This window comes from Arthrobacter sp. 10N418 (assembly GCF_056394725.1).
Map to the genome: position 1 here is coordinate 19,876 of NZ_JBFTIK010000017.1, position 12,264 is coordinate 32,139.

12 protein-coding genes and 1 pseudogene are annotated in these 12,264 nt (G+C 67.0%); 9 read left to right on the forward strand and 4 right to left on the reverse strand.

All coding sequences use genetic code 11. From position 1 onward, the window contains the following. Positions 1-71 precede the first annotated feature (71 nt). Positions 72-560, forward strand: coding sequence for an LpqB family beta-propeller domain-containing protein (locus tag AC1DCZ_RS14120; RefSeq protein WP_476975155.1), 489 nt, complete (start codon positions 72-74; stop codon positions 558-560). Then, on the forward strand, positions 557-2,188 hold the full coding sequence (locus AC1DCZ_RS14125; RefSeq protein ID WP_476975156.1) for a DUF5671 domain-containing protein: 1,632 nt from the start codon (positions 557-559) through the stop codon (positions 2,186-2,188). Before AC1DCZ_RS14120 ends, AC1DCZ_RS14125 begins: the two co-directional genes overlap by 4 nt. Before the next feature lie 21 nt (positions 2,189-2,209). On the opposite strand, the gene AC1DCZ_RS14130 is transcribed toward AC1DCZ_RS14125, so the two are convergent. From AC1DCZ_RS14130 to AC1DCZ_RS14140, 3 genes and pseudogenes are all read right to left on the reverse strand, one after another. Continuing rightward, positions 2,210-2,548 (reverse strand): sodium-independent anion transporter, encoded by a 339-nt coding sequence (locus AC1DCZ_RS14130; RefSeq protein WP_476975207.1) that lies wholly within the window; start codon positions 2,546-2,548, stop codon positions 2,210-2,212. Then, positions 2,545-3,012 carry a SulP family inorganic anion transporter gene (locus tag AC1DCZ_RS14135; protein WP_476975157.1) on the reverse strand — a complete coding sequence of 156 codons (468 nt, stop codon included), beginning with the start codon at positions 3,010-3,012 and terminating at the stop codon, positions 2,545-2,547. Before AC1DCZ_RS14135 ends, AC1DCZ_RS14130 begins: the two co-directional genes overlap by 4 nt. A 58-nt stretch (positions 3,013-3,070) precedes the next feature. After that, positions 3,071-3,766, reverse strand: a pseudogene (locus AC1DCZ_RS14140) (SulP family inorganic anion transporter); the annotation flags it as partial. A 37-nt stretch (positions 3,767-3,803) separates the two neighbouring features. Here AC1DCZ_RS14140 and AC1DCZ_RS14145 point away from each other — a divergent pair. The 6 genes from AC1DCZ_RS14145 to AC1DCZ_RS14170 all read left to right on the forward strand — a co-directional run bounded on the left by AC1DCZ_RS14145 (position 3,804) and on the right by AC1DCZ_RS14170 (position 7,934). Continuing rightward, positions 3,804-4,124 (forward strand): ArsR/SmtB family transcription factor, encoded by a 321-nt coding sequence (locus AC1DCZ_RS14145; protein ID WP_476975208.1) that lies wholly within the window; start codon positions 3,804-3,806, stop codon positions 4,122-4,124. Then, a complete protein-coding gene (locus AC1DCZ_RS14150; RefSeq protein ID WP_476975158.1) occupies positions 4,124-5,101 on the forward strand; it encodes a TIGR03086 family metal-binding protein in 978 nt (325 codons plus the stop codon). The genes AC1DCZ_RS14145 and AC1DCZ_RS14150 overlap by 1 nt, the downstream gene beginning before the upstream one ends. A 33-nt stretch (positions 5,102-5,134) precedes the next feature. Further along, entirely contained in the window at positions 5,135-5,572 is a 438-nt protein-coding gene (locus tag AC1DCZ_RS14155) for an SRPBCC family protein (RefSeq protein WP_476975159.1), read from the forward strand. A 116-nt stretch (positions 5,573-5,688) separates the two neighbouring features. Beyond that, the gene (locus tag AC1DCZ_RS14160) at positions 5,689-6,015 is read left to right on the forward strand and encodes a YciI family protein (RefSeq protein ID WP_476975160.1); all 327 of its coding nucleotides are present in this window, start codon (positions 5,689-5,691) and stop codon (positions 6,013-6,015) included. A gap of 86 nt (positions 6,016-6,101) precedes the next feature. Further along, positions 6,102-6,569, forward strand: a complete 468-nt coding sequence (locus AC1DCZ_RS14165) for an SRPBCC family protein (protein ID WP_476896448.1) — start codon at positions 6,102-6,104, stop codon at positions 6,567-6,569. Positions 6,570-6,992: 423 nt separating this feature from the next. Continuing rightward, positions 6,993-7,934, forward strand: a complete 942-nt coding sequence (locus AC1DCZ_RS14170; protein WP_476975161.1) for an alkaline phosphatase family protein — start codon at positions 6,993-6,995, stop codon at positions 7,932-7,934. A 37-nt stretch (positions 7,935-7,971) separates the two neighbouring features. On the opposite strand, the gene AC1DCZ_RS14175 is transcribed toward AC1DCZ_RS14170, so the two are convergent. After that, positions 7,972-9,363, reverse strand: coding sequence for an alpha/beta hydrolase (locus AC1DCZ_RS14175; protein WP_476975162.1), 1,392 nt, complete (start codon positions 9,361-9,363; stop codon positions 7,972-7,974). A 376-nt stretch (positions 9,364-9,739) separates the two neighbouring features. On the opposite strand from AC1DCZ_RS14175, the gene AC1DCZ_RS14180 reads away from it, so the two are divergent. Next, positions 9,740-12,259: a bifunctional lysylphosphatidylglycerol flippase/synthetase MprF gene (locus AC1DCZ_RS14180; RefSeq protein WP_476975163.1), complete on the forward strand. Its 2,520-nt coding sequence runs from the start codon at positions 9,740-9,742 to the stop codon at positions 12,257-12,259. Positions 12,260-12,264 lie beyond the last annotated feature (5 nt).

Consider the following 12,264-nt stretch of genomic DNA (forward strand, 5'->3'; position numbering starts at 1 on the left):
TGCGTCGACGGAACCTAGAAAGGGGCCGAAAGACCGTGACGGCGGGCCGGCTCCCCGCCCATACTGGCGGCATGAGCCCGGAGCCGGAGTTGACCGCGTCGCGGCGTCCGGCCAGGCCGGACCGGATGCTTCTGGCCATCCTGGCCGCGATCGCAGTACTGGTGATTGTCGCCCTGGCTGTCGTGTTCACCCGGGGCGGACCGGCGCCGATGGACGCGGCCACTCCCGCCGGCGTCGTGCAGCGTTACTCCGCCGCCGTCATCGACGGTGACGAGGGAACCGCGGCCACCTTCCTCAGCGACGCCGCGCGGAACAAGTGCGCCAGCGGGCAGCGGCCCGTTGCCGAGAATCTGCGCGTCACCCTGGTATCGACCACGGAGCGGACGGATTCGGCGGACGTGAGGGTGCTCATTACCGTTTCCGAGGGCGGCGGGCCGTTCGGGAGCGCCGAGTACCAGGTCGAGGATGTCTTCGACCTCGTCCGGACGGGGGAGGCGTGGCTGATCGACAACGCGCCGTGGCAGCTCACTGTCTGTTCGAATCCGGGGGTCAAGCAGTGAGCGCGCCGGCGGTCGGGGCGGCGCAGCGCACGGTGCGCCGCCTGATCATGTACGTGCTGCTGTTCGCGCTGGTCATAGTCGCCGCCGTCGGCCTCGGCGGGTTGCTGGGACGCCTGCTGACCGCCGGCAGCGCGCTGGCCTCGGACGATGTCGCCGGCCTGGCGCGCTCCCTGGCGTTCGCCTTGATCGGCGGCCCCCTCGCCGCCATTCTGTGGTGGTTGGTGTGGCGGCGGCTCGGTGAGGAGGCGGAGCGGTCCTCAGTGGGCTGGGGCCTGTACCTGGCCGGCGCCTATGTGCTTTCCCTGATCATGGCCGCCAGCAACCTGCTGGACACACTGTCCTCCGTGGTCGGCAGGCAGCGGCTGCAATGGCGGTTGTCCCTTGCCACCGGGGTGGTGTGGGCTGCTGTGTGGTTCTGGCACCGGTGGATGTGGCGGCACGCACGGAAAAGTCCGACGGACCTGGCCGACGTCCCAACCGTGCTCGGCTCCGCACTGGGGCTGGTCATCGGCACCGGCGGCGCCGTGTCGGCCCTGTCGACGCTCCTTGACGCGGCCCTGCGCGGAGCCACGGCGGCCGCGTCGGTGGGCAAGCCATGGTGGGTGTCCGCGTTGCAGTCCCTCGTCTGGGCCGCCGGCGGCGCCCTGCTGTGGTGGTGGCACTGGAGGCACGACGGCGGCCAGCGGCTGCGTGGCGGGTTCGCCGACGTCACGCTCATCACCGTCGGGGTCCTGGGCGCGGGCATCCTGGCCCTCGGTGGCGCCGGGGTCGGGCTATTCGTTGTGCTGCGGCTCTTGTTCGACCGCACAGACACGATCGACGTCCTGCTGGAACCCCTGGGGCCGGCCGTGGCCGCAGCCGCCATCGGCACCCTCGTCTGGGTCTACCACCGCACCATGGCACGCGGGCGCTCCGACTCCACCCGTCAGGGCGGCAATCTGGTGACCTCCGGCGTCGCCCTCGCCGCAGCCGGCTCGGGGATCGGCGTGATCGTGAACGCCGCCCTTGCCCTGGCCGCGGCACCCCTCGCCGGATCCGGGACGCGCACGTTGCTGCTGGGCGGAATCAGTTCGCTTGTGGTCGGCGGCCCTGTCTGGTGGTTCGCGTGGAAGCCGGGGGAGCGACCCCGGGTGTCCGGGCCCGGGCTGAACGCCCGGCGCGTTTACCTGATTGTGGTGTTCGGACTGAGCGCCGTCGTCGCGGTGATCGCACTGCTGGTCATCGGGTACCGGGTGTTCGAATTCTTCCTGGGCGATGTGACCGGCGGAAGCCTCGTGGACAGGGTGCGCGCACCGCTGGGGCTGCTCGTGGCCACGGGGCTGGTCTCCGGGTACCACTTTGCGGTGTGGCGGCGGGACAGGGCGGACCTGGCGGCGGCCGACCCGGCCCGGCGTCGGACGGTCGGGCATGTCGTTCTCGTCACGGGTTCGGATCCCGCGAACATGGTCAGGGAGATCGGCGACGCCACCGGGGCCGGCGTCACGGTCTGGCGGCGCTCCGACGAGGGCGCCGCGGCTTCGGCCGGCGACGGGACATTGGCTGCGGCCTTGGAGGGTGTGACCGGCGAACGCGTGCTGGTCGTCGTCGGCCGGGACGGCCGGGCTGAGGTCATCCCGTTGCTGGGCTGACGTACACCCCAGCCAAGCGGGCTACGGGAGCCCGAATTCCTTCTTGTAGCTCCGGACCGCGTTGGTGACCGTGGGGAAGAAGTGATCGGGCCCGAACCTGCCGCTGACGCCGAAGCGGATCAGCCGGTCCTTAATGGGACCCTTCATCTCGGCGAAGACAAGGCTGATGCCCAGCTTGTGGAGCTCGTCGTCGAGCTCCACAAGGTCATCCGACGCGGAGGTATCGAGGTCAGTGATGGCCTCGGAGGCAACGATCACCCACCGGACCGGTCCGGGGGCGTTCGCCACGAGGGTCCTGATGTGCTCGGCAAAAACGGCTCCGTTCGCAAAGAAGAGCGGGGCATCGAAGCGCGCGATCACCAGGCCGGGAATCCGCAGGCCTTGGGGTGCCGGTTCAGATCGTGGTAGCCGGGCACGTCCCCGACGCTGGCGAGTTCGGTGCGGTACGGGTCCCAGGCCCGCCGGACAAAGGCGATGAGCGACAGGCCGATCTCCACCACGATGCCGTCGAGGACGCCGACGAATGCGACGCCGAGAAACGTGGCAACCAGCAGTGCCGCCTCCGTCCGGCTCATCCTGAGCAGCCGCCGCAGCGTCTGCACATCCACGATCGAGGCCGCCGCAACGATGACGACGGCGGCCAGGGTGCTGGAGGGCAGGTAGGACGTCACGCCGGGGGCGGCGAGCATGAAGAGTACGTCGAGGGCGGCTGCAACCACGCCGCTGAGGGGGCTGCGCGCGCCGGCCGCGAGCGCGATCGGGGTACGGGAGGTGCTGCCCGAGACAGCGAACCCGCCGAACAGTCCGCAGGCGGCATTGGCCACTCCGAGGGCCCCCCGCGCCCACGGTGGGAAGCGCCGTCTCCAGGCCCAGTGCCGCGGCAAGAAGTGCAGAGGCCACCACGGCGATCAGCACGCCCGGCGGCTTCCCCGGCAGGAAACGTACGGCAACGATGATGGCCGCCGTCCCGGCCCCGAACAACAACGCCAGCGGATTGACGGTGCCCTGCAGCAGGGCGCGGACCGAGCCGGCGGCGTTGTCGACCAGTGAACCCCCGCGGGAAGGGATCCCGAGGAATTTGGGTATCTGGCTGAGGATGACTGCAAGGGCGATGCCGTTGAGGTAGCCGACGCGGATGGGTTTGGACAGGAGGCCGGTCACAAACCCCAGCCGGAAAACCCGGCCGGCCAGCAGGATGACCCCGATCAGCAGGGACAAGGCGCCGGCAAGTGCCACCGCATGTCCGCTGTCCTTGCCCGCCAGGGGCAGCACGGTGGCAGCAATCATGGGCGCCAGGGTTGAGTCCGGTCCCACGACCAGGACGCGGGACGGCCCGAAGACGGCGTAGGCGAGAAGTGGAACGACCGAAGCATACAGTCCCGTGACGGCGGGCAGGCCTGCAGCTTCCGCGTAGGCCATGCCGGCAGGAATGAGGGTGGCGCTGAGGGCCGCACCGGCCGTCAGGTCAGACTTCAGCCAGGGGCGTTGATAGTCCAGGACCATCCGGATGCCCGGTGGCGCTGCCCGGATCCACTTCCCTCGCACGGTGCCGGCGTAGACCGAATACGGCGCCGGCATCTTGCGAAATACGTTAGTGACCACTAACGTATTGACTGTGCCCGATCTTCTGGAAGTTGCCACGGAGCCAAACAGGCGTGCACTGCTTCGCCTCCTGGCCGCGGGGGAGAAGACTGTGACGGAGTTGTCGGAGCATTTTCCGGTCAGCCGCTCGGCCATCTCGCAGCATCTGCTGCTGCTATCCGACGTCGGCCTCGTTTCAGCGAGGAAGGACGGCAGGAACAGGTATTACCGTCTGGACGCTGCCGGCATGAGCCGGTTGCGCGAACAATTTGACTCTTTCTGGACAAACGAACTGGACCAGCTGGTGGCCGACGCCGGCCGGCACCGCCTACAAACATCGCAAGGGAAAATCTGATGTCATTCAACAAAACTGTCTTCCTGCCGGTTGATCCGGATGCCGCGTTCGCGCTCATCACTGAGCCGGAGAGGCTCCGCCGATGGAAGGCGGTCGCTGCCAGGGTGGACCTGCGCGTGGGTGGGGACTACCGGTGGACCATCACCCCCGGCCACGTGGCCATGGGCACCTTTACGGAAATCGAGCCCGGAAAACGCGTTGTCTACACGTGGGGCTGGGAAGGTGACGGCGAACTGCCTCCGGGGGCGTCCACCGTGACGGTGCAGCTGGAAGCGGTCGAAGGCGGGACGACGGTCCAGCTGATCCACGAAGGGCTGACCGCGGAACAGGAAGCCAGCCATGCCGAGGGATGGAACCACTTCCTGGAACGGCTCGTCCTGCTGGCCGCGAGCGGCGACGCCGGACCCGACGAGTGGTCGGCTGCCCCGGACCCCATCGACGAGCTCGCCAGCGCTGAAGCGGCCCTCGCCGTGGCGCAGCGGGTTCTGCGGGGACTGCAGGAAAGGGACCTGAACGCCGGCACTCCCTGCGAGGACTTCACGGTTGCCGGTCTTCTGGATCATCTTTTTGGATCAATTGCTTCGATCGGCAAGGCGCTCGGCGTCGTGGTCCGTGACCAGCCGACGGTGTCGCCGGAGGTCCGGATTGCCGACGCCTCCCAGGTCACGCTGGAAGCATTCCGTGCCCGCGGCCTGGCAGGAAGCCTCGACATGGGTTTCGCCGAACTTCCGGCCACTTTGGTCGCGAACATTCTGAACTTGGAACTGCTGGTCCATGCGTGGGACTTCGCGAAAGCCACGGGCCAGGAACTTACGGTCTCGGCCGTGCTCTCCGACTACGTGCTGGGCCTTGCCCGGAACACCATCAGCCCCCAGATGCGCGGCACCAGCTTCGCCGACGAGACCCTTGTTGATGAGTCGGCGGCCAGCATGGAGCGGCTCATCGCGTTCACCGGCCGCGAGGTCGCCGGCATCTGATGCCGACGGGATCGCGGCAGGAAGGAAACCGGGATGGTTGACGTAACGACCGAGATTGTCATTGGCCGGCCGCGCGGGGTCGTAGCGGGCTATGCCGCGAACCCGGACAACGCCCCCAAGTGGTACACCAACATCAGGGCGGTCCGCTGGGAATCGACGCCACCCCTGGCTGTCGGCTCCCGGCTGGCTTTCCGTGCGCACTTCCTGGGCCGTGACCTGGACTACGTCTACGAGTTCACCGAGCTGGATCCGGGCGCGAAGCTGGTGATGCGGACAGCGCAGGGCCCTTTCCCGATGCAGACCACGTACACATGGGCTGACACGGACGGCTCGTCAACCCGCATGGCTCTGCGCAACACCGGCAAACCGGCGGGATTCTCCGTCGTCGTCAGCCTGCTGATGGCCCCGATGATGAAACGCGCCATGCGGAAAGACCTCGCGAAGCTGAAACAGATACTCGAGGCGGACTGAACGCCGGCGGGCCGCCGAAAGGAATCCCTGCCCGGTCTGATTCGCGCAGGCAGGGGCGGCCGTGGCATCCACTCACGGCCGTACGAACAGCGAACACCCTGATGAAAGGACATGCCATGAGCAAGTTCATGTATCTCTACAAAGGTCCGGCCACTCCGATGGACCAGTTCACCGAGGAGCAATCGGCGGCGCAAATGGCCGCCTGGGGCGCCTGGATGGAGAAAATCGGCACTGCCCTGCTCGACGTCGGTGCACCGTTCGCACCGTCCCGCACCGCGGTGGTGGACGACGGAGCGGCAACCGAAGTCTCGGACCTGAACGGCTACTCCATCGTGGAAGCCGAAAATCTCCCTGCGGCTATAGCCCTGGCCGATGGCCACCCGTTCCTGTCCGACGGCAACGGAAAATTCACCCTGGAGATCTTCGAGCTCGGCGAGATGTAAGCTCGCCACCGATGTGAGGGAGGCTGGAAGTGCTGCTGTGGCCGGTCCCGTATCCAGCCGGACCGGCCACACCCTAGGATTGCCCCATGTCTACTTACGAAGTCACCCGCACCGCAGTCATCCCGGCCCCGGCCAAAGACATCTTCCCGCTGGTCAACAACTTCCACGAGTGGACCAAGTGGTCCCCGTGGGAGTCCGTGGACCCCACGATGGACCGCAGCTACTCCGGCAGCGACACCGGGATCGGCGCCAAGTACGCCTGGAGCGGCAACCGCAAAGCTGGCTCCGGCACCATGGAGATCGTCGAATCCACCGAGCCGAGCACCGTCAGGATCCGCCTGGAATTCACGAAGCCCTTCAAGACGGTCAATCCCACCTTCTTCACGTTTGCGCCTTCCGGCAGCGGAACACAGGTGACCTGGACCATGACCGGCGAGAACAAGGGCATCGGCAAGGTCTTCGCCCTGTTCATGAACATGGACAAGATGGTCGGCGCGGACTTCGAGAAGGGCCTGGCGTCGCTCGCCGGGGCCGTCGCCCAACGCAAGGCCTGAGCGGACGGCCGACGCGTCGGCCCTGAGGGGCACCCGTCGTTCCTGAGGTGACTGTGAGGATTGTAATGCGACGGCCGCTTCACAGGGATTACGCAGGGACTTCGGGGTCTTCCTTGATCCGTTTCTGAAAGGCTTCTGCTACCGGGGCCGCAGAGCCCCTTCGATCGGTCAAAGAGAAAGCCGGAATCGATGAGCCGGAATGTCGCGAAAACTCTTGGACGCAATGCCACGCGGCGGGCCACGTGGCTGATTTTTGCCGCGGCACTCTCAGTATCGGCGGTGGCCTGCACACCTGCTCCGCCGAATGGCGGCCCGTCGCCGAGTGGGGGGGCCTCCGGCGGGCCGTCGTCGAGTGCGGGCGCCTCCGGCGGGATCCAGCCCCCGGGAACGGGCCTGGCGGCAGGGAAACCGGGCCATGTTTTCGTGATCAACCTCGAGAACAAGGGCTACGACAAGGTCTGGGGTGCGGGCTCGGAAGCGCAGTACCTGTCCAAGACCCTGCGCGGTCAAGGGGTCCTGCTGTCCGAGTACTACGGCATTGCCCACAATTCGAACCCGAATTACCTGGCCCAGATTTCCGGCCAGGCATCGAACGAGATGACGCGGAACGACTGCCCGACGTATGCCCCGTTCAAACAGACCGGGACTGCCTCGCTCGGCCAGGTGCAGGGGACCGGCTGTGTGTATCCGGCCTCGGTCCCCACCCTTGCAGGCCAGCTCGGCGCGGCCGGGAAGACCTGGAAGGGCTACATGGAGGACATGCAGACTCCCTGCCAGCATCCCGAACTTGGCGCCAAGGACGACCATCAGGGCGCCAACGTGGGCGATCAATACGCCACCCGCCACAACCCGTTCGTGTATTTTGAGTCCATCACCTCGTCCCCGGACTGCCAGAGCAACGTTGTCGACTTCGGGAACCTGTCCGGTGACCTGAAGTCCATCGACACGACGCCCAACTTCTCCTACATCAGCCCCAATTTGTGCAATGACGGGCACGACAGCCCGTGCGTGGACGGCAGCCAGGGCGGACTGGCCGCCTCCGACAGCTGGCTCAGCCAGCAGGTCCCCGCCATCCTGGACTCCCCGGCGTACAGACAAGACGGCATGCTTGTCATCACGTTCGACGAATCGGAAGGTAACACCACCGGACCCGCCGGACTTTTGCCGGGCGGCACAGCAGGGGGAAAGATCGGGGCCTTGGTGCTCTCGCCCTTCACCAAGGGCGGCTCGATTTCGGACAAGCCCTATAACCACTTCAGCCTGCTCGCCAGCATCGAGGACATCTTCTCCCTGCCCCGCCTCGGATACGCCGGGGCGCCGGGCCTGAACAGTTTCGGGTCGGACGTCTTCAACGCCAGGTCCTGATCCCCCGCGTCAGCATCCCGCCCCCGGGCTTCCGCGGTCAGGGCGGGGCCAGCCCGAACCTCTGGTATAGCAGCGGCAGCCCCTCCTTGAGGCCGTAGTCGACAGAGTCCCCGCGGTGGCCGATTCCTTCCCCGACGAACCGGCGGGTCGTCATGCCCGCTGCCTTCGCAGCCGCCTCGGCCGCGGCGGCTTGCGGCCCGTAGGTCGGGTCAAGGGCGCCGCTGGTGAAGATGGCGAGTGAGTCGGTGTACGTGCGGGCTTTGAGGATGGTGGCCGGTTTCTCTGCAGTAAACGCGGCCTGGCTGCCGCCGAATATGGTCTTTACGGTGTTCTCCGGGGAGCCGTCGATCGGTTCGAGCTCGCCGGAGATGTCCAGCAGGGAGCCGAAGAGCTCCGGCCGCTTGGCCCCGAACGAGAGCGCGCATTCTCCGCCGTTGGAGTAGCCCGCCACCGCCCATTGGACCCGGTCCGCCGCCACGTTGAGGTTCTTGCGGATGAAATTGACGACGTCGGCGGTGACGTACGTGTACACCTTACCTTTTTCGGAATCAACGCAGACCGGATTCTGGTAGGGGTTGCCCAGCTGGTCGATCGTGAGGAAGAGCGGAGCCAGCCCGTGATTGCGCTGGGCGAGGGCGTTGAGCTCCTGGACGGCGGATTTGTTCTGTTCGGGTCCTCCCGGCTGGCCCATCATCATGATGACAATCGGCAGCGGCGGCGGATCCGCCACCAAGGCGGCAGGCGGCAGATACAGGTAGGCGTCCCGGGCGTGGAAGCCTGAGACGGAGGCCGGAATCGAAACGGCACCGCTGACACCCGTGGCCGGCATCCCCGCCGGGGCCTTCCAGCTCTGCCACAACGGAGCCCCGCTTTCCTGCGGGGCTTGCGGGTTGAGCCGGGGGAGGGCAAGGTGCGGGGTCTGGTTCAGGCCCAGCATGGCACCGAGCGTCGGGTTCAGCCCGTACCCGGCGTTGATGCCCAGGGCCGCCGTCGAAACGAAAATCACGACGGCGACGACGGCGGCCGCTTTCCGCCACCAGCGGGAGCGCCACAAGTTCACGGCCGCAAGCCCGATCCCGGCGAAGGCAAAGATGACCCAGGCGCGGGTGTCCGGGTCCAGGGGTATGCCGAAGACGTTCAGTACGACTTCGCAGACGAACAACGTGACGGCTCCTGCCGCGGTCCCGCCGGCGAGCCCCGCAGACGCCACGAGCAGCCACCCCCGGCGCCCCAGCTGTTTCCTGGCCACCCGGTGGCTTGGCCCGCGGCCCGCAGCACCGGCCCGCCTGTGGCCGCGCATCGAACGGAGCATCCAGCGGGGGACGAACACGGACCGGACCAGCAGATAGATGCCAGCGAGCGCCGAAAGACTGTAGAAGGCGTAAAGCAGCGGATTGTCCATGACGTTGAGGCTGAGAAGCTGCTCCATAGGTCCCGTCCATCAAGCGCGTGCTCTTACCTGCCAGCGCGCTCGGGCGCTATCTGGCCGGCGTCGGTTGGGGAGCGCGTCTCAGGCTGTTATAGCACCTCGTCCACTGGGAAACGCTGGGAGTTTGATGGGTGCCAGTCACTGTTGCGGGCGTGGCCGCGGTATCCGTGAGCGTCTGTCCGGCGGGCCCTGTTGCCGCGCTGACCGAGGTGGTCAAATGGTATTTACAGGACGGGGCAGGCTCGAGTGTCCCGACACCCTGAAAGGAGTGCCAGTGCCCGCGCCAGTGTCGACACCCGTCCAAGGGGCCCAGCCGACGCAACACCGCGGGTCGCCGCGGGGGTTTCTGTCGGCCCTCCGGGGCGCTCCCGTCACCTTGGGGTATGTCGCTGTCGTCTGGGGCGTGGGCATCGCGTCGTCCAGCATCGTCTCGGGTCCCGGACCGGGGTGGCGGGAGGATGTCGCAGCGACGGCCTACTCGTTGCCGGCCCACTGGTGGACGGTGCTCGCATCCGCTCTCTGGTCCCGGGACCTGGCCGGCTACGTCCTGGGAACGGGTCTCGTGCTGCTGGCCGGCATCCCCCTGGAACGGCAGATCGGAAGCCTGAAACTGGCGGCCTCGGCGGTGACGGCGCAGATCGTTGGCGTCCTGGCCGCCACCGGGTTTTTGGAGGCAACCCGGGGCCTGATGGGGACCTGGGCGCTGGAAATGAACGGAACCTACTTCCTTGGACCGAGCGCCCTGGTCTATGGAGCGGTCATGGCTGCCACGGCTTCCATGGGACCCCTCTGGCGGCGCCGCATCCGTCTCGGCATTTTCGGGTTGCTCATCCTGTTGGCACTCTACAGCGGAGGCTTCACGGACCTTGTCCGTCTCGGGGCCGGCAGCGCCGGAGCCCTTCTGGGCCCCGTACTCCTTGGCCGGGCGCCCCGGCTCCTGCGACCGGTCAGCTCCAGGCACGAAGGGCGTGTGCTGATAGCCCTGCTGGTGGCCGTATCCGCCGTTGGACCGGTGGTTGCGGGCCTGACCCAGCACGCTGTAGGTCCCCTCTCTGTCCTGCGTTTGCTTTTCACCGATATCCAGCCCGTCGATCCGCAGACCCTGCAGAGCGCATGTGCAATCCCGGCCCAGCACCGGGAGTGCGAGGCCATGCACCTGCAGCTGAGGGCCGGGGCCGGGGCCATCTTCATGGCGATTGTGCCGTCGTTTCTTCTGTTGCTGTTGGCTGAGGGCCTGCGCCGCGGGCGGCGGGCAGCCTGGCTGGGTGCGATGGTCGTCCAGGCAGGCTTGTCGGTGCTGGCGCTCGTGACGATGGTGGGGGTCCTGCAGGCGGCCGGCCCCAACACGGTCGCGGGGGAGTTGGTCGACGCGAGCCAGGTCGGCGGCCGGACCCATCCGCTGACACTGGTGGTCCCGCTTCTCCTGCCGGTGGTGCTTTTCGTGGTACTGCTGGCGTGCCAGACGATGTTCCCGGTCGCTGCACCCCGAGGGACGTACAGACGGCTTGCGACCCGCGTCCTGGGCCTGGCAGGCGGCCTCGGCCTGGTCTATGTGGTGGGCGGCTTGGCCCTGGCTCCAGGGTTCAGTCCCGACCCGACGCTCGCAGACCTCGTGGCAGACGTTCCGGACAGGCTCCTCCCCCTGGGGTTCACAGTGGACATGCCGCCCGCGTTTTTTCCCGAGACAACACCGACGGTTCTGCTCTACGAAGGCGTTGGAATCGTCTTCTGGGCCGTTACCGGCGTGTTGGGCCTCAAGACGTTCCTGCGTCCGGCCCACCCGCGGCACGGCGCAGACAAAGACAGGGCCTGGGAGATCCTCACCGCAGGGGAGGGCAGTTCCATCTCGTGGATGACGACGTGGCCCGGAAACGTGTACTGGTTTTCCAGCACCGGTGACAGCTTTGTCGCCTACCGCGTCATCGCCGGAATCGCCCTGACTCTCGGCGCGCCGGTCGGGCGAACGACCGGGACGCGAGAAACGGTGGAGGAATTCGCCCGGTACTGCAGGTCCAATGGATGGACTCCGTGCTTGTACTCCGTGCCCGCTGATGTCCGGGAAGCGGCAGCCGCCCTCGGCTGGGACTCCGTGCAGGTCGCCCAGGAGACCATTCTGCCTTTGGAATCCCTATCGTTCAGGGGCAAACAATTCCAGGACATCCGTACCGCCATGAATAATGCCGCGAGGGCCGGTATCACCGCAGAATGGGTCCGGTACCCCACGGCTACGCTCGCCGTCCAGGCGCAAGTCCAGGCCATCTCCGAGGAATGGGTGTCCGACAAGAAGATGCCCGAGATGGGTTTCACCCTTGGAGGACTCGAAGAGCTCAACGACCCCGAAGTCCGCTGCCTGCTCGCCGTCGACGTCCGGCACCACGTCCACGCCGTCACGTCATGGCTTCCGGTCTATCGCGGCGGACGCATCATGGGCTGGACCCTGGACTTCATGCGCAGCCGGAGCTCGGGATTCCGCGCCGGGATCGAGTTCCTCATAGCTTCCGCGGCAATCAGCCTCAAAGACGAGGGGTTCGATTTCATCAGCCTCTCCGGCGCACCCCTGGCCCGTGCCCCGGGGGCCAGCCAACTCCAGCTAGTTGATGCCGGCCCGGAAGAGGTAGGCCTTCTTGAGCGCCTGCTTGACCGGCTCGGATCCGCCCTGGAGCCCGTCTATGGGTTCCGTTCGCTTCTGGCATTCAAAGGGAAGTTCCGCCCCCAGTACGCCCCGCTGTATATGGCGTATCCGGATTCGGCGGCCCTTCCAGGCATTGCGAATGCGCTCACGCGGGCCTACCTGCCTGACCTCTCCCTGGGAGAACGGCTCCACCTGGTCCGCAAGGTCCTCAGGCGCGAGACCAAAGCCCTTGCCCGATCCGGCGCGCAATACCACGCGCAATAACAGCA

Coding starts and splice junctions, on each gene's coding strand:
- AC1DCZ_RS14120 (WP_476975155.1), top strand. CDS start 72: ATGAGCCCGGAGCCGGAGTTGACCGCGTCGCGGCGTCCGGCCAGGCCG.
- AC1DCZ_RS14150 (WP_476975158.1), top strand. CDS start 4,124: ATGTCATTCAACAAAACTGTCTTCCTGCCGGTTGATCCGGATGCCGCG.
- AC1DCZ_RS14155 (WP_476975159.1), top strand. CDS start 5,135: ATGGTTGACGTAACGACCGAGATTGTCATTGGCCGGCCGCGCGGGGTC.
- AC1DCZ_RS14160 (WP_476975160.1), top strand. CDS start 5,689: ATGAGCAAGTTCATGTATCTCTACAAAGGTCCGGCCACTCCGATGGAC.
- AC1DCZ_RS14165 (WP_476896448.1), top strand. CDS start 6,102: ATGTCTACTTACGAAGTCACCCGCACCGCAGTCATCCCGGCCCCGGCC.
- AC1DCZ_RS14175 (WP_476975162.1), bottom strand. CDS start 9,363: ATGGAGCAGCTTCTCAGCCTCAACGTCATGGACAATCCGCTGCTTTAC.